Here is a 21,928-nt window from a genome sequence, read left to right on the forward strand (position 1 = left end):
CATGCAGGCGATTGTTCTATGATCTTCTTCCTCTATCGCGCTGGCGCGGCAGGCGCTTGGCGCCTGCGCCCGTTTTAAAGCTCAACATGTCCGCTAGCGAAACCATTGCCCAAGGTATGAACCCCGCCCAACGAGAGGCGGTGCTTTACCTGGACGGCCCGTGCCTGGTGCTGGCCGGCGCCGGCAGCGGCAAGACGCGCGTCATCACGCAGAAAATTGCGTACCTGCTGCGTGAATGCGGCTACATGGGCCGCAACGTCGTGGCGCTGACCTTCACCAACAAGGCCGCGCGCGAAATGGACGAGCGCGTCAAGACGCTGGTGGATCGCAAGCTGTCCAAGGGGCTGATCATCAGCACGTTCCATTCGCTGGGCGTGAAGATGCTGCGCGAGGAAGCGCGCAACGCGGGCCTCAAGCCCACGTTTTCGATCCTGGACGCCGACGACGCCATGTCGATCATCCAGGAGCTTCTGGCCACCACCGACAAGGCCCGCCTGCGCCACGTGCAGGGGATCATTTCCTTGTGGAAGAACGCGCTGATGGAGCCCGATGACGCCGCGCGCGAAGCGGTCACGCCGGGCGACGTGGAAGCCGCCAACATCTACCGCAGCTATGCCGCCACGCTGGCGGCGTATCAGGCGGTGGACTTCGATGACTTGATCCGCATCCCCGCGCTGCTGCTGTCCAGCAACGAAGAGGTGCGCACGCGCTGGCAGAACCGCGTTCGTTATTTGTTGGTGGACGAATATCAGGACACCAACGTGTGCCAGTACCGTCTGGTGCAATTGCTGACGGGCTCGCGCGCGATGTTCACGGCGGTGGGCGACGACGACCAGGCCATCTACGCCTGGCGCGGCGCCACCATCGAAAATCTGGCCAAGCTCACCACCGACTACCCCAACATCAAGCTCATCAAGCTTGAACAGAATTACCGGTCGGTGCAGCGCATCCTGGCTGCCGCCAACGCGGTCATTGAAAAGAATCCCAAGCTGTTCGACAAGAAGCTGTGGTCAGACCTGGGCGTGGGCGAACCGATTCTTGTGTCCGCCATGGACGGCGAAGAGCAGGAAGCGGAATCCATTGCCATGAAGGTGTCGGCCGCGCGCTTCGAACGCCAGGCGCAGTGGAAGGACTTCGCCATCCTGTATCGCAGCAATCATCAGTCGCGCATTCTGGAACAGGCGCTGCGCAACTTGAAGATCCCGTACACGATCTCGGGCGGCCAGAGCTTCTTCGACAAGGCCGAAGTGCGCGATGTGCTGTCGTACCTGCGCCTGCTAGCCAATGACGATGACGACCCCGCCTTCATCCGCGCGGCCACCACGCCCAAGCGCGGCATCGGCCAGGCTACCTTGCAGGTGCTGGGGCAGTACGCCGCCACGCGTGAACTGTCGCTCTTGGCCGCCGTGGCCGAGACCGGCGTGGAAAGTCTGCTGGCGCCGCGTCAGCTAGAGCCGCTGCGCACCTTTGCCGAGTTCATTCGCCGCATGCAATGGCGAGCAGGGCGGGGCGCGGTGTCGGGCAAGGACGCGACGCCCGCCGAGCCGGCCGGCGTCATCCTGGACGACCTGCTCGAAGCCATCCAGTACGAGCGCCATCTGTTCGAACTGTTTGAAGAACGCCCCGCGCAAACGCGCTGGCAGAACGTGCTGGAACTGACCGGTTGGCTCAAGCGCAAGGCCGAAGAAGACGACATGACGCTCTTCGATCTGGTGCAGCACGTGGCGCTGGTCACGATGCTGGAACGCGGCGAGGAAGACGAGCCCGATGCGGTCAAGATGTCGACCTTGCACGCCTCCAAGGGGCTGGAGTATCCGCACGTGTACCTGGCGGGCGTCGAAGAAGGCCTGTTGCCGCACCTGGGCAAGGACGACGAAGTGGGCGACCCCGCCCGCGCGGCCGAGAACCTTGCCACCCGCATTCAGGAAGAGCGACGCCTGATGTACGTGGGCATCACGCGCGCGCAGCGCAGCCTGAACCTGAGCTGGTGCAAGCGCCGCCGCCGCGCCCGCGAAGACCTGGTGCGCGAACCTTCGCGCTTCATCGAAGAGATGGGCTTGGGCGACGTGCGCATACAGGAAGACGAGGCCACGGCCGCCATGAATCCCAAAGAGCGCATGGCGATGCTCAAGGCGCTGCTGAAAAAGTAGCCGCGACCGTCGCCACGTAACGCCGTGCCTTCCGCCACCATGCCCCCCGCCCTCAAAGACGACGTCCGCTACCTGCCGGTACGCAGCACGCCGGGCCTGGTGCTGGGGCAGGCGCGGCTGTCCCGGTTCCAGTTCGATCGCCACTACCATGAGGACTATCACATCGGCCTCGTGACGCAGGGCGTGCAGCGGCAGTGCTTTCGGGGGCAGAGCATTCTGTTGGGCCCCGGTGGCATCGCACTGATGCCGCCCGGTGAAATCCATGACGGTTGCGGCGCGGGCGATCCTGGCGCGGCGTATGTGCTCAAGACGTTTCGGATCTCGCCCGCGCTGATGCGCGCCTGCATCGAAGACGTATCCGACACCGACGCGCGCGAGCGGTTTTTTGGCACGCTGGTGCAGGACGCCGACATGGCGCGCCGCTTCATGGCCTTGCATAGCGTGTGGATGTCAGGTGCGCCGGACGAACCGCTGGCCCGCCAGTCGCAGTCGCTGAACCTGATGGCCGACCTGTTCGTCCGCACGCGCACGGTGAAGCCGCAGGTGGTCAAGGGCGGCCTGTCAGCCGCACATCGGCTTGCAGTGCGCGACTATTGCCTGGCGCACCTGAGCGACAAGATATCGTTGGACGATCTGGCGCGGCTGTGCGGTCTGAGTCGCTTTCAATTCCTGCGGCGCTTCACGCATTCGGCGGGTCTGACGCCGCACGCGTGGTTGGTGCGTCTGCGGCTGGAGCGCGCTTGCGCCGCCTTGGCCAACGCGCGAATCTCGGTCGCCGACGTGGCCGCCGACGTGGGCTTTTACGATCAAAGCCATTTCAATCGCGCGTTTCGCGCGGCCTATGGCGCGCCGCCATCGGCCTATCAACCCACTGCGTAGGCCGCAACGCCCGCGATGACGCGGGCGATGGTTCGCGCGTTCAGCGCACTCGGGCGCGCAGTGCGGACAGGAAGTGGTCGACGTCCTGTTCGGTGGTGGCAAACGAGGTCACCAGGCGCACGACGCCCGGGCCCCAACGATCGTGATAGAAGCGAAAGCCGTCTGCCAGCAGGCCGTCGATGGCGGCGGCGGGCAATTGGCAGAACAGGATGTTGGCGTCGGCCTTGCCCTGCATCGTCACGCCGGGCAGGCCTTGCATGCCTGCCGCCAGCCGCGCGGCCATGGCGTTGGCCTGACGCGCGTTGCGCAGCCAAAGGCCATCGTCCAGATACGCGTCCATCTGCGCAGACAGCAACCGCATCTTTGAAAACAGATGGCCCCCGCGCTTGCGCCGGAACGCCAGGTCGCGCGCGCGATCGCGGTTGAACAGCACGATGGCTTCTGCGCCCAGCACGCCATTCTTGGTGGCGCCGAACGACAGGATCTCGACGCCCGCTTTCCACGTCATCTCCGCCGGCGTGCAATCCAGGCTGACCAGCGCATTGGCAAAGCGCGCGCCGTCCATGTGCAGGGGCAGGCCGGCATCGCGGCAGACGCCGCCGATGGCCCGGATTTCATCCAGCGTGTAGACGCTGCCGGTTTCCGTGGCCTGCGTGATGCTGACGCAGGAAGGCTGGACCGAATGCACATCGCCCACCTTGCGGCGCGCCTCATCGGCGAGCTGGGCGGGGTCGATCTTGGCATCGTCGCCGCCCAGCAGCACCAGCCGCGCCCCGTGGGTAAAGAACTCCGGCGCACCGCATTCATCATTGGCGATGTGGCTCTGCGCATGGCACAGCACGGAACCCCACGGCGGCGTGAGCGCCGACAGGCTCAACGAATTGGCGGCCGTGCCGGTGGGCACCAGCAGCACGTCGACCTCGTGCTCGAAAATGTCGGCCAGCCGGCGTTGCACGGTCAGCGTGCAGTCGTCTGCGCCGTAGGCGGGGGCCTGGCCGGCATTGGCGCGCAGCAGCGCCTGGATCACTTCGGGGCTGGCGCCTGCGATGTTGTCGCTGGAAAAGCCCATTTGCAGGGCGGGGACGGATGAGGGCGTGGTCACGATACGGTTCCGGCTGATTCAGGAAAGCCATCACTATGCCGGGGCGAACGCGGCCAAGCTTGTAGAAAATTGCGGCTGGCTCCTACACTGGGCGTGTCCTGATTCAAGGAGTGCGTCATGTGTCGCTGGCTGGCTTACAACGGTAGTCCCCTGCAGATGGAAAGCGTGCTGTTCAAGGCCAAGCACTCGCTGATCGATCAAAGCCTGCATGCGCGCATGGGCGCGACCACCACCAATGGCGACGGCTTCGGGCTGGGCTGGTACGGCAGGCCGATCAATGGCCAGATCGAACCGCCGTTTCGCTACCGCAGCGTGCATCCCGCCTGGAACGACCGCAATCTGCGCGAAGCGGCGCGTGCCATCCACGCGCCGTTGTTCGTGGCGCACATCCGCGCGGCCACCGACACCCCCGCGCAGGAAACCAACTGCCATCCGTTTCGTCACGGCCAGTGGCTGTTCGTGCACAACGGCGTCATCCGCGACTATCCGCTGTTGCGTCGCGATCTGATGCTGATGATCGCGCCCGCCTATTTCGGTTCGCTGGAAGGGTCCACCGATTCCGAGGTGATGTTCCTGCTGGCGCTTACCTTCGGCCTGGATGAAGATCCCATCACGGCGCTGGCGCGCATGGTGGGCGCGGTGGAAGAAACGGGCCGCCGCCACGGCGTGACCCACCCCATCAACATGACGGTGTGCGCGCTGGACGGCCACAGGCTGATCGCGGTGCGCTATTCCAGCGAAGCGGAGTCGCGCACCCTGTTTCACAACACCTGCGTGCGCCATCTGCGCGAACTCTATCCGCAGGATGCGCAGATCGCCGCGCTGGACGAAGACGCGTTCCTGCTACTGTCCGAGCCCTTGAGCGAGATGCCTGGCGCCTGGGAAGAGGTGCCCGAGGCCACCGCCATCATCGCGGGAGGCGGCGACGTGCGCCACTATCCGTTCGCGCCGATTGCGCCGGGGCCGTGATGCAAGCGCCGCACGGCGTGTCCAGGCGCTTGATCTGGCCAGAAATCGGCGAAATTCAGCGATAAATAGGGGTCATCAAGCACGCATCGCTCATATAAGCGAGAATGCGTGTCGCATGACGGTGCGACGTCCTGGGCCGCGAAAGCACCCCAACTCAATAAGGAAGTTGCATGACAGATAGCAAAAACCCGCAGGTCTCAGACGCATTGGCGGTGTTTACGCACACGGGGAGCGCCCCGGTTCGCTTTGAATTGCATGACAAGGGCGTGGTCTGCCAACAGGGCGACGCGCGCAACTACACCGCTTTCGCGGATGTCCTGGATCTTTGCCTGTTCCCCGCCGAAGCGGGCGCTACGGCAGGTCCGATCAACCAATTTGCTTACCGTGCGCGCGCGACGCAAGACTGGACCATCGTGTCCGGCGACGTCAGCGACTTCGCCCAGTTCATGGATGCCTTCCGCTCGCGCTACGTCGCGCAGCGCCTGCCCGTGCTGGAAGCGTTGATCGCCAACGGCGAGCGCGTTGTGTTCCGGTATATCGAGTCCGGTGATTTCCCCGCCTTGCAAACGCGGGAATTGGCCCTGTCGGCTGAAGGCCTGCATATCGACGGCGCCACCTGGCCTTTTGAGTCGTTGCAGCGTATCGACCTGAACGACTGGACCGAAACCATCAGCCTGCAAGACGACAGCGGCAAGACGGTGTTTTCGTGCGTGGCCACGCGCATCCTCAGCTCGGACCTGCTGGTCAATCTGGTGTACGACCAGTTGGGGCAGACGGCGGAATACGCCTGAGGGGCAACGCCCCAAGCGGTGTGGATAGCACCGCCTCAAGCGGCGTAACGGGCGCGCTTGATCTGCAATGAAGAAGGGCCGCCATCGTCAGACGAGCGGCCCTTTTGCATATTGCGCGATGCAAGACCCGCGTATCAGTGCCCCGCGTGCAGTGCGGGATTCAACGTGCCCCACGCCGTCGTGCGCACCAGGGCTTCGACCGCGCCCGTCTGCGAATTGCGGCGGAACAACAGGCCGTGCCGGCCCGCCAGCGTGGCGGCCTTCACCACCTGGCCTTCGGGCGTCAGCACGCGCGTGCCGGCCGTGATGTAGCAGCCGGCTTCCACCACGCAATCGTCGCCCAGCGAAATGCCCACGCCCGAGTTCGCACCCAGCAGGCAACGCTTGCCGATGGACACCACTTGTTTGCCGCCGCCCGACATCGTGCCCATGATCGACGCGCCGCCGCCGATATCGCTGCCGTCATCGACGATGACGCCCGCGCTGATGCGGCCTTCGACCATCGAGGCGCCCAGCGTGCCGGCGTTGAAATTGCAGAAGCCTTCGTGCAGCACGGTCGTGCCGGCCGACAGGTAAGCGCCCAGCCGCACGCGCGCCGTGTCGGCGATGCGCACGCCGCTGGGCACGACGTAATCGGTCATGCGCGGGATCTTGTCCACGCCGCGTATCTCCAGCGTCTGGCCGGTGGCGCGCAACTGCCAGCGCAAGGCGTCGACCTGATCGACCGCGCAGGGCCCCACCGACGTCCAGGCCACGTTGGACAGCACGCCGAACAGGCCGTCCAGATTGGCCTCGTGTGGCCGGATCAGGCGGTGACTGAGCAGATGCAGGCGCAGATAGGCGTCATGCGCGTCGGCGGGCGGCGCGGCCAGCGAGGCGATGGCGGTGCGGACCGCGACGATGTCGACCTTGCGGCGCGTGTCGCGCACGAGCGCAGTGGACACGTGTTCGCCCAGCGCCGCGCGCGCTTCCTCGGGCGTCAGGCGGCGCGTGCCGCCCGCTGGTGTGTTGTCGGCCAGCGACGGGCGCGGGTACCAGGTATCAAGAACGGAGCCGTCGGCTGCAAGCGTGGCAAGACCGTAGGCGATGGCGCTGTCAGGAGCGACGGACATGGCGTAGGTGTCTGGGCGGAAAGGGACAGGAGAAAATCGCGCAATCGCATTGCGCGAGTTGAGAACGGCGAAGAAGAAACTGGATGCCGGCCGAGGCTTGAACCCCGCGCCAGCATCCGGCAAGCCTGGAAATTCTAGGCCAATTCGCGCAACAGCAATTCCCAGAATTTCAGGCGCTGCTCAAGCGTGGACACCAGGATGTATTCGTTCAGCGTGTGTGCGCCGTCACCGTCGGCGCCCAGGCCGTCGAGCGTCGGGATGCCCATCGCGGACGTGAAGTTCGCGTCGCTGCCGCCACCGGTCATGGGGGCGTCTTCCAGCAGGAAGCCGGCGCGGTCCGCATAGCCTTGCACCAATGCCAGCAGCGCGGCGGCCGCTTCGGTCTTGACCATCGGCGGACGGTTCAGCTCGACGTCGATGTCCAGTTCCACATCCGGTCCCACCGCGCACAGTTCGCGCATGCGGCGCAACACGTCTTCAGCCGCGCCCATGTCGGGGACGCGGAAGTCGACCACGCAGCGGCACAGCGCCGGCACCGTGTTGGTGACCGTGCCGCCGGCAATCGTGCCCACGCTGACCGTGATGCCACGGTCGTAGTCGGTCATGGCTTCCAGCGCCAGCACCTGATGCGCCATTTCGCGGATCGCGCTGCGGCCCTTTTCGTGCTGCATGCCGGCGTGCGCCGGGCGGCCCTTCACGTTCAGGTTCAGCATCCCCGTACCCTTGCGCGCGGTCACGCACTTGCCGCCGTTCGGGCGGGCCGGTTCGCAGACCAGCGCGTACTTGGCGTTGGCGGCGAAGCGTTCGATGTGCACGCGCGACGCATGGCTGCCCGTTTCTTCGTCGGGCACCACCAGGAAGTCCACCGGCAGTTGCGTCGCGCCGGGGCGCGCCACGCCGGCCAGCGCGGTCAGGGCCAGGTAGATGCCTGCCTTCATGTCGTAGCTGCCCGGGCCGTAGAGGCGGTCGCCGTCGATGCGCACGGGGTTCTCAAGCAGGGTGCCCACCGGGTGCACCGTGTCCATGTGCGCCAGGATCAGAATGCCCGGGCGGGTGTCGCCGGGCGCGCGGTTGGTGGCGTACAGCAGCGGGCCCGTGGTGGGGCCCAGCGACGACAGCTCTACCGTCAAGCCCGCGGCGGCCGCGTAGTCGGCGATGATGCGCGCCATGGCGGCGATGCCGTCGGGGTAGTTCGACGGCGACTCGCATTGCAGCCAGCTCTGGATGCCGGCGACGATCTGTTCAGTGCTTTGGGTGTTGGACATGGCGGTATCGGTGTTCAGCGAGGGGGAAGGGGAAGCGATCAGGCGACCTGCTGGCCGGCCAGGCGGGCCAGTTCGGCGGCGTCGGGCATCTTGCCGTCGAACCACAGGCTGGCGCAGACGGCCGACATGGCGCGGCCATCATGGCCGATGCCGGGCACCACTTGCAGCGTCCAGCCGAACGGCACGCCACGCCGCTCGGCCTCGCGCTTGCCGAACTCGTAGTAGTTCTGCGCGCGTGCGTAGCGGTGCGGGCCCTGGCGCATGGCGGCGGGCTCGGCGGGCAGGTTGGGGTCGTCCGTGGCGATGTCCTGATCGCCCGCCAGGATCGTCATGGGGTAGGCCAGCAGCTTGACCAGATGGTCTTCGGTCAGGCCGACTCCGTCCATGCCTTCGGGGAACGGATAGTCGAACGTGGGCAGCGTGTACCAGCCCGGGTTGCCGGCCGTCACGGCCTTGAACGGCGCGTGCGACTGGCTGCTCATCAAGCGGTGCACGAACTGGCCGCCGGCCGAGTGGCCGAACAGATAGACGTTCTGACCGTCTGTGATTTCACCTTCGATCATGTCCTTGATGACGTTGCCCACCAGCGCGTAGGTCCAGCCGTCGATGTGGCGCGGGTTGCCGCCAGCCGAGAACACGCGGCCATTGTTGTAGCTTTCCACGCCGGGCCAGATCTCGTTGGAGAACGTCAGCGCCACGATCAGCAGCTTGTGCTTGTCGGCCGCTTCGACCCAGAAGTCGCGGTACTCGTCGCCATTGCGCAACACGCCGTGCTGCACGATGACGACCGGGCGGTCGGGCGTGTAGCCATACGGGCGATACGTTTGCAGCTTGAAGGGACGATCCGAATTGCGGTCTTCGTCGATGTACTGGATGGTGTTGCGGCCCGCATGGCCCATTTCGATGGCGATGCGGTCCACGTTGGACATATCAGAGGGTTTCATCAGGCGCTCGCTTCGTTCAGGTGACAGGCCGACCAGTGGCCTGCCGAGATTTCTTTCAGGACCGGCGCCTGCTCGCGGCAACGCGGCATGGCGTGGGGGCAACGGGGGTTGAACGTGCAGCCGGAGGGCGGGTTCAGCGGCGACGGAATCTCGCCCTTGATCGGCGTGAATTTACGGCCACGGCGTCCCACGTCCGGCACCTCGGCCATCAGCGCTTGAGTGTAGGGGTGATTGGCGCGCGCGAAGATTTCGGCCGACGTCGAGATCTCGACGATCTTGCCCAGGTACATGATCGCGACGCGGTCCGAGATGTGCTTGACCACGCCCAGGTCATGGCTGATGAACAGGTAGGTGAAGCCGTGCTGCTCGCGCAGGTCCATGAACAGGTTGATCACCTGCGCCTGGATCGACACGTCCAGCGCGGCTACGGGTTCGTCGCAGACCAGGAACTTGGGCGCCACCATCAGCGCGCGGGCGATGCCGATGCGTTGGCGCTGGCCGCCCGAGATCTGGTGCGGAAAGCGGTCGCGGTATTCGGGGTCCAGGCCCACTTCCTTCAGGGCCTGGTCGATGCGCGCCGGGATGTCGGCGGGCGGCGCCAGCTTGTGGACCTTGAGCGATTCGCCAAGAATCTGGCGCAGGCGCTGGCGCGGGTTCAGCGAGGCTTGCGGATCCTGGAAGATCATCTGCACGCCCAGCGTATAGGCCAGCTTGTCCGCGCCGCGCAGGCGCACGGCATCGCGGCCCTGATACAGCAGCTCGCCTTCGGTCTGGCGATGCAGGCCGGCCACGACGCGGCCCAGGGTCGACTTGCCGCAACCGGATTCGCCAACCAGGCCGACCACTTCGCCGCGTTTGATGGACAGGTCCACGCCGTTCACGGCATACACCGTGCGGCGGTCCAGCGGGCGGCCGGTCAGGGCCAGGATGCGCTGGGCCAGATCGGGGCGCTGTTCGAATCGCTTGTGGACGTTCTTGAGCTCGATGACGGGAGTATCGGCTTGGCTCATGCTTGCTGTGCCTCGCGGGCTATCGGCACGTAACAGCGGTAGCTGCGCGGACCTTCGTTGGTGACGGAGGGGGCTTGTTCGGTGCAGCGCGTGATCGCCTTGGGGCAACGCGGCCGGAACGCACAGCCCGAGGGGCGGCCCGCCAGGCTGGGCGCCATGCCGTTGATCTGGTGCAGGCGCGCGCCGGGCTGGGTGGCGCCGGGCATCGAATCGAGCAGCCCCCTGGTGTAGGGGTGGCGCGGCGCGGCCAGCACCTGCTCCACCGGGCCGCTTTCAACAATGCGGCCGGCATACATGACGGCGACGCGGTCGGCCAGTTCGGCCACCACGCCCAGATCGTGGGTGATCCAGATGAGCGCGGTATTGTGCTCGCGGCAGATCTCTTGCATGCGGTAGAGAATCTGGCCCTGGATGGTGACATCCAGCGCGGTCGTGGGCTCGTCGCAGATGATGAGATCGGGCTTGTTCAGCATGGCGATGGCAATCGCCACGCGCTGGCGCATGCCGCCGGAGAATTCGTGCGGATAGCTCTTCAAGCGCTTCTCGGGCGACGGAATACCTACCATCGCCAGCGCCTCGCGGCAGCGTTCCTCGGCTTCGGCGCGCGACACATTTTCATGCGTGAGGATCGCTTCCATCATCTGTTCGCCGATGCGCAGCACCGGGTTCAGCGTCATCAGCGGATCTTGGAAGATCATGGCGATGCGGTTGCCGCGCAGCTGGCGCATCTGCTCTTCCGTGAGCTTGCGCAGGTCAGTGCCTTTGAACTTCACTTCGCCGTCGACCACTTCCCCGGGCGGGTCGATCAGTCCCAGCAACGAGAAGCCGGTCACGGATTTGCCGGAACCGGATTCGCCGACCAGGCCGACGATTTCACCCCGGCGCACGGTCAGGTCGACGCCGTCGACCGCCAGCCACGCGCCGGCTTCGGTATGGAATGCGGTGCGCAGGCCGCGCACATCAAGAAGTACGTCGCTCATTTCAGTTGTCCATTGCGCCACGCGCGGCTTGCGTCGAGGGGGCGCGTCATCGCTTCGGGTCCAGGGCTTCACGCAGGCGGTCGCCCACGATGTTGATGGAAAGGATCAGCACCAGCAGCGCGATGCCCGGGAACAGGCTGATCCAGTAATCGCCCGACAGCAGGTATTGGAAGCCGTTGGAGATCAGCAGTCCCAGCGACGGTTCGGTGATCGGCACGCCGACGCCCAGGAACGACAGGGTTGCTTCCAGCGCGATCGCGGTTGCGATCTGGATGGTGGCGAACACCATGACGGGGCCCAGGCAGTTGGGCAGCAGATGGAACATCATGATGCGCCACGCGGGATAGCCCAGGTTGGCGGCCGCTTCCACGTATTCCTTGCGGCGTTCCTGTAGCGCGCGGCTGCGCATGATGCGGGCATAGTGGCCCCACTGCACCAGCACCAGCGCCAGGATCACCTTGTCCACGCCGCGCCCCAGCACCACCAGCAGCACCAGCGCCACGAGTATGGTGGGAAAGCCCAGGATGAAATCGACGATACGCATGAGGATCGTGTCGACCAGGCCGCCCACATAGGCGGCGATCAGGCCGATGGTGCCGCCGATCGCGGTGGCCAGCACCACGGCCGACAGGCCCACCATCAGGCTGATGCGCAGGCCATACAGGATGGCACTGAGCATGTCGCGGCCCTGGTCATCGGTGCCCAGCCACGCGATGCTGCCGTCCATCAGCGCCTGGCGCGGCGCCAAGCGGCCGTCCAGCAGCGACAGATTGGCCAGGTCGTAAGGGTTCTGCGGCGCGAAGTAGGGCGCGAAGACCACCAGGATCACCAGGATGGCCAGCGCGATCACGGAGCCGCGCACCGTCGGGCGCGCGTGCAGTTTCTTCAGGATGGAGGCGCGCTGCGGTGTCTCGGCCAGGGGCTGGACGGTGCGGGTGCGGCCGGGATTGGGAGGATTAGCCATGGCGGATTATTGAGCGGGGGCCACCAGCTGCACACGCGGGTCGAGCGCGGCGTACAGGATGTCCACAACCAGGTTGATGACCACGAAGATCAGGGTGACCAGCATCACGTAGGCGACCACGACGGGGCGGTCCAGCTGGTAGACGCTGTCGATCAGCAGCTTGCCCATGCCGGGCCACGCGAACACGGTTTCGGTGATGGTGGAATAGGCGATCAGGCTGCCGAACTCCATGCCGATCACGGTCACGACCGGGATCAGGATGTTGCGCAGGATGTGGCGGCGTACGATGCGGCCGGGCTTGACGCCCTTGGCGCGCGCGAATTTCACGTAGTCCTGGCTGCGTGCCTCGACCACGCCCGAGGCGGTCAGGCGCAACACCAGCGCGATGTTGGCCAGCGCCAGGTTGACGGCCGGCATGATCAGGTGCGACCAGCCATCGGCGGTCAGGATCGACAGGCGCACGCCCAGGACGGTGACGGTGTCGCCGCGCCCCGTGGCCGGCAGCCAGCCCAGCCAGACGGCGAACAGCAGGATCAGCATCATGCCTTGCCAGAAGTTGGGCAGCGAAAAGCCCAGCACCGACGAGGCCATGATGCCGCGACCCAGGTATTCGTCGCGGTACAGGCCGGCGACCAGGCCCAGCGGAATGCCGATCACACAGGTCAGCATGATGGCCACGATGACCAGCTCGAACGTGGCGGGAATGCGTTGCACGATGAGTTCGATGGCCGGGATGCCGTGCACGAAGGACGTGCCCAGGTCGCCGTGCAGCGCGCGCCACAGGAAACCCGTGTATTGCTGCCACACGGGCAGGTCCAGGCCCAGGCGGGCGATCATCGCCTCGCGGGCGGCCTGGCTGGCTTCGGGGCTGACGAGCAGTTCGATCGGATCGCCCACGGCATACACCGCGAAGAAGACCACGACCGAAACGGCCAGCAGTACGAACAGACTCTGTATCAGTCTGCGCAGGATGAACAAGGCCACGTGATGATTTCCTTGGTGGGCTCAGGGGTTTCTTGGCGCCGCGTGTTTACTTGGCGGGTTTGGCCGACATGGCCAGGGTGTATTGATCGGCACGGCCTTCGTAGACCAGTCCCTTCTTGAACGCCCAGATGCTGCTTTCAAAGTGCAGGGGAATGCTGGGCAGGTCGGCCAGCGCAATCGTCAGGGACTGTTGCAGCAGCTTTTCCCGCTCGGCCGGGTCCACGGTCACCAGCGCGCGCTTGAACACCTCGTCGAACTCGGGGTTCTCGTAACCGCCGTAGTTGCTGGTGCCCAGGCCGTGCTCTTTATCGAACCGGGTAACCCAGTATTGTAGGAAGGACGAGGCTTCGCCCGTTTCCGACGACCAGCCGCCCATCGCAAAACTGAATTCGCGTTTGGCGCGCTTGGGGAAGTACACCGAGCGCGTCATCGCGTCGACGGTGGTCTTGATGCCCACGCGCGACAGGTACTGCGCCACGGCTTGCGAGATCTGGGCGTCGTTGATGTAGCGGTCGTTGGTGGACGAAATGGTCAGCTCGAAGCCGTTCGGATAGCCGGCTTCGGCCAGCAGTTTCTTGGCGCCTTCGGGGTCGTATTTCAGCTCGGGCGGATGGCGCAGCGTGCCGAACATGCCGTCGGGCAGGAACTGGTTGGCGGGCGTGGCGGCGCCGTCCATGATACGAGCGGCTATGGTCTTGCGGTCGATCGCCATCGAGATGGCGCGACGCACCCGCACGTCTTGCAAGGGGTTTTTGCCGTCGGCGGCCTTGACGGTCGGGCTGGGGCTGCGGGCCACATCGAACTGGAAATACACCACGCGCACGGACGGGGTGATCACGTGGCCGAAGCCCGGGGTTTCCGAAATGCGCTTCACGTCGCGCGCGGCGGGGTTTTCGATCAGGTCGAAGTCGCCGGCCAACAGGCCGGTCAGGCGCGGGCCGGCGGCCGGCACGGGCACCAGCTTGACCTCGCTCCAGGCCGGCTTGTCGCCCCAGTAGCCTTCGTTGCGTGTCAATTCGATGGCCGTGCCTTTCACGTAGGACTTCAACGTATAGGGGCCGGTGCCGATCACGTCGCGGCCGCCATTGAAGTCGGCGACGGTGGGCCAGGGGCCGGTCACGCCGCACTTGTTGGCCAGGTCGAACGTAATCGGGCCGTGCTGCACGATGCCGCTCCAGAGGATCGCCGTGCGGGTCAGGTCATTGGGCAGCAGCGGGTAGGGCTTGCGGGTCTTGATGATCAGCTTGTTGCCATCTTGCACCTGCACGTCGGCAAATTTCTGCACGATCGCTGGGTAAGAACCGCCAATCGCCTGCTCGTTGTTCATCACGCGGCAGAACGTGAAGATCACGTCCTGGGCGGTGAAGGGCTGGCCGTTGGAAAACTTGGCGCCTTCGCGCAACGCGAATTCCCACGTCGTGTCATCCAGCGCCTTCCAGCCCGTGGCCAGGCGCGGAATCAGGTCCATCTTGGCGTCCTGCCCCACCAGCGTTTCGAACAGGTGCGAGGTCATCGCGTCGTTCGGCGTGGCCTGATGGTAGTGCGGGTCCATCGAGGTCGGTTCGGACGACAGGCCGATCTTCAGCGTGGCCGGCGCCTGCGCCATGGCGGCGGGGGCGGCGGCCAGGGTACAGGCCAAGGCGAGTACTGCGCTGCGGGTAGATACCTGGATGGACATGCTTTCCCTTATTGTTTTGGATGTATACGGCGGCGCCTCTTTGTGGGCGCCGCGCGTTCTTGCGAAATCAGACGATGGGCTGCGCCAACCGTACGACCGTCACACCGGGCCGCAGGTTGGCGGTGGACGGCATGATCAGCACGCAGTTGTCATAGGGGGTGACGACCGGCTCGCCTTCGGACCAGCCGATGACCGTGCCTGCGGTGGCCAGCGTTTCCAGCCCCTTCCAGGGCTCGGCGAAACGGAAGTCGGCGCTTTTGGCGGCAACGGCGTGGGTGACGCGCAATGCGCGTTGGACCGACGCGGCGGGTTCGATCCAGCCGGCGGGGATGTCGTCTGGGTCCACGGTGCCCGATTCGAGCAGGAAACGGGCCATCTGGTCTACGGCGACGCCGCGCGCTTCGGGCGCGCCATGGAAGCCGCATTCGATCAGCAGAGAGCGCGTGCCGTTGTCGCCGGGCTCGCCAAAGCGGCCGTAGTCGCGCATGCGCACGCCGGCCGCATGGCCCGCGTCCGCGATGATGGTGGCGGGGTTGCCCAGGGCCAGGGCCAGATCGATATTGCGTTGTTCCATGCCGGTCAGTTGCAGCGGCACGTCGGAATTGCTCATGGAATGAAAGTCCAGCAACCAGTCGGACTGTTCAACCCACGGACGGATCTGGGCGGCGCGCCGGCGTTCCTGCGAAATCGGCACGGTCAGCTTGTCGTCGCTCCAGACGCGATTCATGTCTTCATCGACAAAGCGCGCGGGTGCGTAGTTGTTGGAATCGAAGCGGTCGAACGCCGCCAGATTGCAGAAGGCCAGCGTCAGCGAGCCACGGCGGGGGCGCAGCCCTGCCGTCAGCGCTTCCTTCAAGGCCCAGGCGCCGCACAGCTCGTTGCCGTGGATCAGCGCGCTCAACATGACGCGCTTGCCCGGCACGCCGGAGTCGAAATGCCAGACGCCAGGCGTATCCGTATTGCCCAAGCGTTCGGCCGACAGATCCGGACAGGCTAAAAGAAAAGGGCGCGGACGGGGCGCGGGGGTAGGCGTGGGCATGGGAACTCCGATGAAGCGGGGGAATTGTATAGGGTATCCGACCAAAAAAAACGGCTGCTCGGGGCAGCCGTTTTTTCGTTCAGACGCGGTGGATCACTTCTTTTCAGGCGTGACGGACGTCGCCAGGGTGTACTGGTCGCGACGGCCTTCGTAGGTGATGCCCTTGCGGAAGGCCCAGATGCTGCTTTCGAAGTGCAGCGGGATCAGCGGCACGTTGTCCAGGGCGATCTGGGTGGATTCCTGCAGCAGCTTTTCGCGCTTGGCCGGGTCCACGGTCACGATGGCCTGCTTGTAGACCTTATCGAAATCCGCGTTGGAAAAGCCGCCGTAGTTGCTGGTGCCCAGGCTGTTGGGCGAATCCAGGGATGCAACCCACAGTTGGAACAGGGCCGAGGCTTCACCCGTTTCCGCCGGCCAGCCGCCCATCGAGAAGCTGAACTCGCGCTTGGCGCGCTTGGGGAAATAGATGGATGCCGTCATGGCGTCAACGTTGGTCTTGATGCCGACGCGGGCCAAGTATTGCGCCACGGCCTGGGCGATCTGGCCGTCGTTGACGTAGCGGTCGTTGGTGGACGACAGCGTCATTTCAAAGCCATTCGGGTAGCCGGCTTCGGCCAACAGCTTCTTGGCGCCTTCCGGGTCGTACTTGATTTCCGGAGCCTTGGGCAGCGCGCCGAACATGCCGTCGGGCATGAACTGGTAAGCCGGGGTGGCCATGCCGTCCATGATGCGGGCGGTGATGGTCTTGCGGTCGATGGCCATCGAAATGGCCTTGCGCACGCGCAGGTCCTGCAGCGGGTTCTTGCCGTCGGCGCTCTTGACGAACGGGCTCGGGTTGCGGCCCACGTCAGGCTGGAAGAACACCAGGCGGGTGGACGGGGTGGCCACGAAACCGAACTTGGGGTTGTCCTTCAGGCGCGGCAGGTCGCGGGCGGCCGGGTTTTCGATCATGTCGAAGTCGCCGGACAACAGGCCGGTCAGGCGCGGGCCGGCGGACGGCACGGGCACGAACTTCACTTCCTTCCAGTAAGGCTTCTCGCCCCAGTAGTTCTCGTTGCGGACCAGCTCGATGCCGGTGCCCTTCACGTAGGACTTCAGGGTATAGGGGCCAGTGCCGATGGCGTCCTTGCCATTGTTGAAGTCGGCAACCGTGGGCCAGGCGCCCGTCACGCCGCAACCCTTCTTGGGGTCGAACGTCAGCTTGCCGTGCTCGACGATGCCGTTCCAGACGATGGGCAGCGAGCGGGCCAGCTCGGCAGGCATCAGCGGGAAGGGCTCGCCGGTCTTGATGATGACGGTGTGCGCATCGGGCGTTTGCACGTCGGTGATGCGCTTGGTCATGTCCATGTAGGACTGCGACACGTTGGTTTCGTTGTTCAGCGTGCGGCAGATCGTGAACAGCACGTCTTCGGACGTGAATGGCTTGCCGTTCGAGAACTTGACGTCGTCGCGCAGCTTGAATTCCCAGGTCAGATCGTCCAGGTTCTTCCAGGACTTGGCCAGCTGAGGCGTCAGCTTCATGTCGGCGCTGCGGCCCACCAGCGAACTGTAGACGTGCGCGGAGAACGCGTCGTTCTGCGTCATCTTGTGATAGTGGGGGTCCGCCGAAGTGGGTTCGGCCGACAGGCCGATCTTCAGCGTCTGGGCTTGGGCGGCTGCCAGGGGAATGGCGGCGGCCACAAGGGCCAGGGTGGTGCGCAACTTCATGGTGACAACTCCGGAGGAATAACGAACCGGATCGTGCCTGCGCATAAACCACCCGGACCGATGCCGACACGAGTTGTCGGCAGCATCGGGCGATGGGGGACGGATTGGCGCCTGGCACGACGGCAAGGGGCCGATTATCGATAGGGGCTTCGCGCGCTGTCAATGAACAACGGCGAATAAGGCGCTAGGGAAAACGCCGAGAAGAGGGGGTGGCGCGATGGCCAAAGGGGGCGTCGCGGGGGTCCCCGTTAACAACACGGGGACCGGCGCGGCGCGAAGGCGCCCGTGAGGGAAGGCGCCAGGTACTCGTCGCCGGGGCGCTTGCAAGCAAGCGGGCCGTAGGACGACAGCGCGCCGGGCGAAACCGCGGGAGATCGTCGCGGTTTCAGCCCAGCGCGGCTGTTCTTACCACTGCGAGCCGGAGAAGCGCGAGCTGGCGGCGCGGGCCTTGTTCATCGATTCGTTAACTTCGTCGATGAAGGCAAACACGCTGGCGACAGCGGCGATCACGGCTTGGCCGGCCTTCTTCAGGCTGGTCAGCGGGTGGGAATTCGGTTGATTTTCGAGGGCGCCGCGCAGCAGGTCGCGCTCCAGCGCGTCGGTCAGGCGGGCAGTGCTATTCAGGGTCAGTTGGCTCATGGTCTTTCTCCAGTCCGTTTCGTCTTGGTGAAAACCATTATAGGGATAACCCTAGGGCGAGCGCAATGCTTGTTTTAGGGAAAACCCTAGTATGTTGTAAAAATGTTTATTTGACGGGGACTTAGCGCCCATTGCGCAGGGCGCGCGCCGCATCCGCAAGCTCGGACGCGGTCAGGCCGATAGGGCCGATTCCCCGTGCGACCAGCGCGTCCGCCGCCGCTCCATGCAGCCAGACGGCGCCCGGCACGGCCTGCTCCAAGGGCAGTTTCTGCGCCAGCAGAGATCCCAGCATGCCGGCCAGGACGTCGCCGGTTCCGGCCGTGGCCAGGCCGGGATTGCCGCTGGTGTTGATCCGCAGGCCCGACGCGGGATGGCAGACCACCGTGCCGGCTCCCTTCAGTACGACCCAGCACTGAAAGCGCTGCGCCAATCGCCAGGCGGCGTCGGGCCGGTCGGCCTGGACCTGGGCAGCCGAGACGCCCAGCAGGCGCGCGGCTTCGGCCGGATGGGGCGTCAGCACGACGGGCCCGGGCCCCCAATTGGCTTGGATGTCGCCCGTGGACAGCAGATTCAGGCCATCGGCGTCCAGCACCAATGGCGTTTGCTTGCGCAGGACGAATAGCTCGGACAGGGCGTTGGCCGCCAGCGCCCCGGTGCCGATGCCGCAGCCGGCCACCCAGGCGCTGACCCCCCAGTCGGTGTCCAGCAAAGAGCGGGCGTCGCGCAGCATCAATTCGGGTTGTTGCGGGTCGCAGGCCATGGGCGAGGCTTCCTGGGCGAATCCGACGAGGACCTTGCCCGCGCCCGTTTTCAGGGCGGCGCGGGCCGCCAGCAATGCGGCGCCGGTCATGCCGGGGCCTCCGCCCACCACGCCGACCGTGCCGAAGCTGCCCTTATGTGTGTCCGGCTCGCGGGGGGCGAAGAGGGCGGGCAGGCTGGCGCGGTCGATGGGCGCGCCGGCGGTCGGGGCGTGGGTGTTCATGGGCTGAGGCTCCTGGTGGCAAGCGGCGGGGGGACGTGCGCGTATCCACTATAGTGCGCAAAAACACGCCGGATCGAATGCCCGGCCGCCCCAGACCACGCGGAGTAGACAATGACCGATATCACGCTGCAACACTATTCAGCCTACGAATCCCTGAAGCTGCGCCGGCATCCCGGCGGCGTGCTGGAGGTGATCATGGGCGCCAAGGGCGGCAAGCCCGGCAAGCTGTCCACGGCGGATGACCGCATGCACCGCGAACTGGCCGACATCTGGCGCGACATCGACACCGACCCGGATACCCGCGTGGTCGTCATCCGAGGCGAAGGCAAGGGCTTTTCCGGTGGCGGCGACCTGGAACTGGTGCAGCAGATGGCCGACGATTTCGACGTGCGCACCCGCGTCTGGCGAGAAGCGCGCGACCTGGTCTACAACATCATCAACTGCAACAAGCCCATCGTGTCGGCCATGCACGGCGCGGCGGTCGGGGCCGGACTGGTGGCGGGCTTGCTGGCGGACATCTCGATCGCAGCCCGCGACGCCCGCATCATCGACGGCCACACCCGCCTGGGCGTAACGGCGGGCGATCACGCCGCCATCGTCTGGCCGCTGTTGTGCGGCATGGCCAAGGCCAAGTACTACCTGATGCTGTGCGAAACCGTGACGGGCGAAGAGGCCGAACGCATTGGGCTCGTGTCCCTGTGCGTGGACGAGGCCGAACTGATTTCGCGCGCGTTCGAGGTGGCCAACAAGCTGGCGGCCGGCTCGCAGACCGCGATTCGCTGGACCAAATATTCGCTGAACAACTGGCTGCGCATGGCGGGGCCCAGTTTCGATACGTCGCTGGCGCTGGAATTCATGGGCTTCGGCGGCCCGGACGTGAAAGAAGGGATTCAGTCCTTGCGCGAGCGCCGCGCGCCGAATTTCCGCCCCGATTCGCCTTTCTGACCGCGTTATCCAATCCAGCAGCGGCTTGAAAGGCGGCGCGCCCAGCCGTGCCAACGCGGCATGGCCGAGCGCGGCGTTCGCTATTTCTTGAAGAACTTGGCGAATGCCGCCTGCGCTTCTTCCGATTGCAGACGGGCACGGAATTGCTGGGCTTCGTAGTCCAGCGTTTCCTGGATGGCGTGGCGATCCGCGCGCTTCATCATGGCCTTGGTCAAGCGCAAGGCGGCGGGCGGCTGGCGCGCCAGGTCAGCGGCGGTGGCCTGGGCGGCGGCCAGCGCCTGTCCGGTGGGCGTGACCGACGTGGCCAGGCCCGCATCGCGAGCCTCTTCGGCGGAGAACGCCTTGCCCTGCAACAGCCATTCTGCCGCGCGCCGGCCAGCCAGGCGCGGCAGCAGCAGGCTGGACGCGCCTTCCGGGCACAGGCCCAGCGCCACGAACGGCATGCGCAGTGTGGCGCCTTCGCCAATATGAACAAAGTCGCAATGCTGGAGCAGGGTCACGCCGATGCCGATTGCGTAGCCTTCGACGGCGGCTATCACGGGCACTTCGGCTGTGGACAAGGCTCGCAGGAACGTCAGGCCCGCGCTGTCGCCCGCGCCCCGTTCCGCCTGGAAGTCACGCAGGTCGTTGCCGGCCGTGAAGTGCGGGCCCGCACCCGTGAGGATCACCGCCGACACCGCCTGGTCGGCGCTGGCCAGCGACAGCTGCTCGGTCAGCGCGGCGTAGATCGCGGTGTCCAGCGCGTTGCGTCGATCCTGGCGGTCGATGGTGAGCGTCAGCACCGCGCCTTCGCGGTGGACTATCAGCCCCGCGCTCATGCGAATGACCTGCCGGCCAGTTGCGCCTTGGCCTCCGCGTATTCGCGGCGCAGCGTCTCCACGATCTGCCGCGTGGGCAGCACGCTGGCGATGCCGCCCACGCCCTGGCCAGCGCCCCAGATGTCTTTCCAGGGCTTGACGCGCGACGATCCGAAGTTGGACGCGCCGCTGTCGGGTTGGGGCAGGTTGGCGGGATCCAGCCCCGACGCGGTGATGCTGGCTTTCAGGTAGTTGCCGGGAATGCCGGTAAAGAACGGGGTGTACAGAATGTCGGACGCGCTGGCCTCAACGATGGCGGATTTGTACCCTTCGCTGGCGTTGGCTTCCTGGCTGGCGATGAAGCGCGTGCCCATATAGGCGAAGTCGGCGCCCATGGCCAGCGCAGCCAGCACGTGCGCGCCGGACGTGATGGCGCCCGACAGGATCAGCGGGCCGTCATAGAACCGGCGCACTTCCGACAGCAGCGCAAACGGGCTCAACGTGCCCGCGTGGCCGCCCGCGCCCGCGCAGACCAGGATCAAACCATCGACGCCCGCTTCCAGCGCCTTTTCGGCGTGGCGCAGCGTGGTGACGTCGTGGAAAACCTTGCCGCCCCAGTCGTGGACGCCTTTGACCAGGTCGCCCGGCGCGCGCAGGCTGGTGATGATCAGCGGCACGCGATGGCTCGCACACACGGCCAGGTCTTGCTCCAGCCGGTCGTTGGACTGGTGGATGATCTGATTGACGGCAAACGGCGCCACGGCCGCGCCCGGGTTGGCTTCACGATATGCGGCCAGCCCGGCCTGGACTTCGTCCAGCCAATCGGTCAGCAGGCTTTGGGGGCGCGCGTTCAGCGCGGGGAACGAACCCACGATGCCGCTTGTGCACTGCGCGATCACCAGTTGTGGGTTTGAGACGATGAACATCGGGGCGCTGATGACCGGCAGGGACATCTGGCCATACAAATCTGTCACGAGAGAGTGGGGCATAG

At 65.6% G+C, this 21,928-nt stretch carries 20 protein-coding genes; 5 read left to right on the top strand and 15 right to left on the bottom strand.

Annotated features, from left to right (window positions below):
• The first annotated feature begins 86 nt into the window (after positions 1–86).
• Together API01S_RS18265 and API01S_RS18270 are read left to right on the top strand one after the other, a co-directional pair.
• Positions 87–2,150, top strand: coding sequence for a UvrD-helicase domain-containing protein (locus API01S_RS18265; protein ID WP_050730538.1), 2,064 nt, complete (start codon positions 87–89; stop codon positions 2,148–2,150).
• 39 nt (positions 2,151–2,189) lie between these two features.
• Positions 2,190–3,029: an AraC family transcriptional regulator gene (locus tag API01S_RS18270; RefSeq protein ID WP_050730606.1), complete on the top strand. Its 840-nt coding sequence runs from the start codon at positions 2,190–2,192 to the stop codon at positions 3,027–3,029.
• Positions 3,030–3,069: 40 nt separating this feature from the next.
• Here the strand turns inward: API01S_RS18270 and API01S_RS18275 are convergent, their stop codons facing one another.
• Positions 3,070–4,131 (bottom strand): threonine aldolase family protein, encoded by a 1,062-nt coding sequence (locus API01S_RS18275; protein ID WP_174544683.1) that lies wholly within the window; start codon positions 4,129–4,131, stop codon positions 3,070–3,072.
• A gap of 117 nt (positions 4,132–4,248) precedes the next feature.
• Here API01S_RS18275 and API01S_RS18280 point away from each other — a divergent pair, with 117 nt between their 5' ends.
• Together API01S_RS18280 and API01S_RS18285 are read left to right on the top strand one after the other, a co-directional pair.
• A complete protein-coding gene (locus tag API01S_RS18280; RefSeq protein ID WP_061305726.1) occupies positions 4,249–5,100 on the top strand; it encodes a class II glutamine amidotransferase in 852 nt (283 codons plus the stop codon).
• Positions 5,101–5,270: 170 nt separating this feature from the next.
• Positions 5,271–5,891, top strand: coding sequence for a hypothetical protein (locus API01S_RS18285; protein ID WP_061305728.1), 621 nt, complete (start codon positions 5,271–5,273; stop codon positions 5,889–5,891).
• A 134-nt stretch (positions 5,892–6,025) separates the two neighbouring features.
• On the opposite strand, the gene dapD is transcribed toward API01S_RS18285, so the two are convergent.
• The 12 genes from dapD to API01S_RS18345 all read right to left on the bottom strand — a co-directional run bounded on the left by dapD (position 6,026) and on the right by API01S_RS18345 (position 19,195).
• The gene (dapD, locus tag API01S_RS18290) at positions 6,026–7,003 is read right to left on the bottom strand and encodes a 2,3,4,5-tetrahydropyridine-2,6-dicarboxylate N-succinyltransferase (protein ID WP_050730540.1); all 978 of its coding nucleotides are present in this window, start codon (positions 7,001–7,003) and stop codon (positions 6,026–6,028) included.
• Positions 7,004–7,137: 134 nt separating this feature from the next.
• Positions 7,138–8,268: a M20 family metallopeptidase gene (locus API01S_RS18295; RefSeq protein WP_006217074.1), complete on the bottom strand. Its 1,131-nt coding sequence runs from the start codon at positions 8,266–8,268 to the stop codon at positions 7,138–7,140.
• Between the two features lie 38 nt (positions 8,269–8,306).
• Complete coding sequence (locus API01S_RS18300; RefSeq protein WP_006217075.1) at positions 8,307–9,212, bottom strand: alpha/beta hydrolase family protein; 906 nt, start codon at positions 9,210–9,212, stop codon at positions 8,307–8,309.
• Entirely contained in the window at positions 9,212–10,222 is a 1,011-nt protein-coding gene (locus tag API01S_RS18305; protein WP_006217076.1) for an ABC transporter ATP-binding protein, read from the bottom strand. Before API01S_RS18305 ends, API01S_RS18300 begins: the two co-directional genes overlap by 1 nt.
• Positions 10,219–11,202, bottom strand: coding sequence for an ABC transporter ATP-binding protein (locus API01S_RS18310; RefSeq protein ID WP_039882667.1), 984 nt, complete (start codon positions 11,200–11,202; stop codon positions 10,219–10,221). The genes API01S_RS18305 and API01S_RS18310 overlap by 4 nt, the downstream gene beginning before the upstream one ends.
• Before the next feature lie 46 nt (positions 11,203–11,248).
• A complete protein-coding gene (locus API01S_RS18315; RefSeq protein WP_006217078.1) occupies positions 11,249–12,166 on the bottom strand; it encodes an ABC transporter permease in 918 nt (305 codons plus the stop codon).
• Positions 12,167–12,172: 6 nt separating this feature from the next.
• Positions 12,173–13,150, bottom strand: coding sequence for an ABC transporter permease (locus API01S_RS18320; RefSeq protein ID WP_006217079.1), 978 nt, complete (start codon positions 13,148–13,150; stop codon positions 12,173–12,175).
• A gap of 46 nt (positions 13,151–13,196) precedes the next feature.
• On the bottom strand, positions 13,197–14,828 hold the full coding sequence (locus tag API01S_RS18325) for an ABC transporter substrate-binding protein (RefSeq protein WP_061305730.1): 1,632 nt from the start codon (positions 14,826–14,828) through the stop codon (positions 13,197–13,199).
• 67 nt (positions 14,829–14,895) lie between these two features.
• The gene (locus tag API01S_RS18330; RefSeq protein ID WP_061305732.1) at positions 14,896–15,867 is read right to left on the bottom strand and encodes a M14 family metallopeptidase; all 972 of its coding nucleotides are present in this window, start codon (positions 15,865–15,867) and stop codon (positions 14,896–14,898) included.
• 93 nt (positions 15,868–15,960) lie between these two features.
• On the bottom strand, positions 15,961–17,574 hold the full coding sequence (locus tag API01S_RS18335) for an ABC transporter substrate-binding protein (RefSeq protein ID WP_050730543.1): 1,614 nt from the start codon (positions 17,572–17,574) through the stop codon (positions 15,961–15,963).
• Between the two features lie 405 nt (positions 17,575–17,979).
• The gene (locus API01S_RS18340; RefSeq protein WP_006217083.1) at positions 17,980–18,213 is read right to left on the bottom strand and encodes a hypothetical protein; all 234 of its coding nucleotides are present in this window, start codon (positions 18,211–18,213) and stop codon (positions 17,980–17,982) included.
• Positions 18,214–18,334: 121 nt separating this feature from the next.
• Positions 18,335–19,195 (bottom strand): NAD(P)H-hydrate dehydratase, encoded by an 861-nt coding sequence (locus tag API01S_RS18345; RefSeq protein WP_050730544.1) that lies wholly within the window; start codon positions 19,193–19,195, stop codon positions 18,335–18,337.
• Positions 19,196–19,306: 111 nt separating this feature from the next.
• On the opposite strand from API01S_RS18345, the gene API01S_RS18350 reads away from it, so the two are divergent.
• Complete coding sequence (locus API01S_RS18350) at positions 19,307–20,140, top strand: enoyl-CoA hydratase/isomerase family protein (RefSeq protein WP_006217085.1); 834 nt, start codon at positions 19,307–19,309, stop codon at positions 20,138–20,140.
• 80 nt (positions 20,141–20,220) lie between these two features.
• On the opposite strand, the gene API01S_RS18355 is transcribed toward API01S_RS18350, so the two are convergent.
• Positions 20,221–20,958: an enoyl-CoA hydratase-related protein gene (locus API01S_RS18355; RefSeq protein WP_050730545.1), complete on the bottom strand. Its 738-nt coding sequence runs from the start codon at positions 20,956–20,958 to the stop codon at positions 20,221–20,223.
• Complete coding sequence (locus tag API01S_RS18360; RefSeq protein ID WP_061305734.1) at positions 20,955–21,926, bottom strand: NAD(P)H-dependent flavin oxidoreductase; 972 nt, start codon at positions 21,924–21,926, stop codon at positions 20,955–20,957. The genes API01S_RS18355 and API01S_RS18360 overlap by 4 nt, the downstream gene beginning before the upstream one ends.
• Between the last annotated feature and the right edge of the window lie 2 nt (positions 21,927–21,928).

The organism is Achromobacter piechaudii NBRC 102461, from assembly GCF_001571245.1.
GTDB classification, from domain to species: Bacteria; Pseudomonadota; Gammaproteobacteria; order Burkholderiales; family Burkholderiaceae_B; genus Achromobacter; species Achromobacter piechaudii.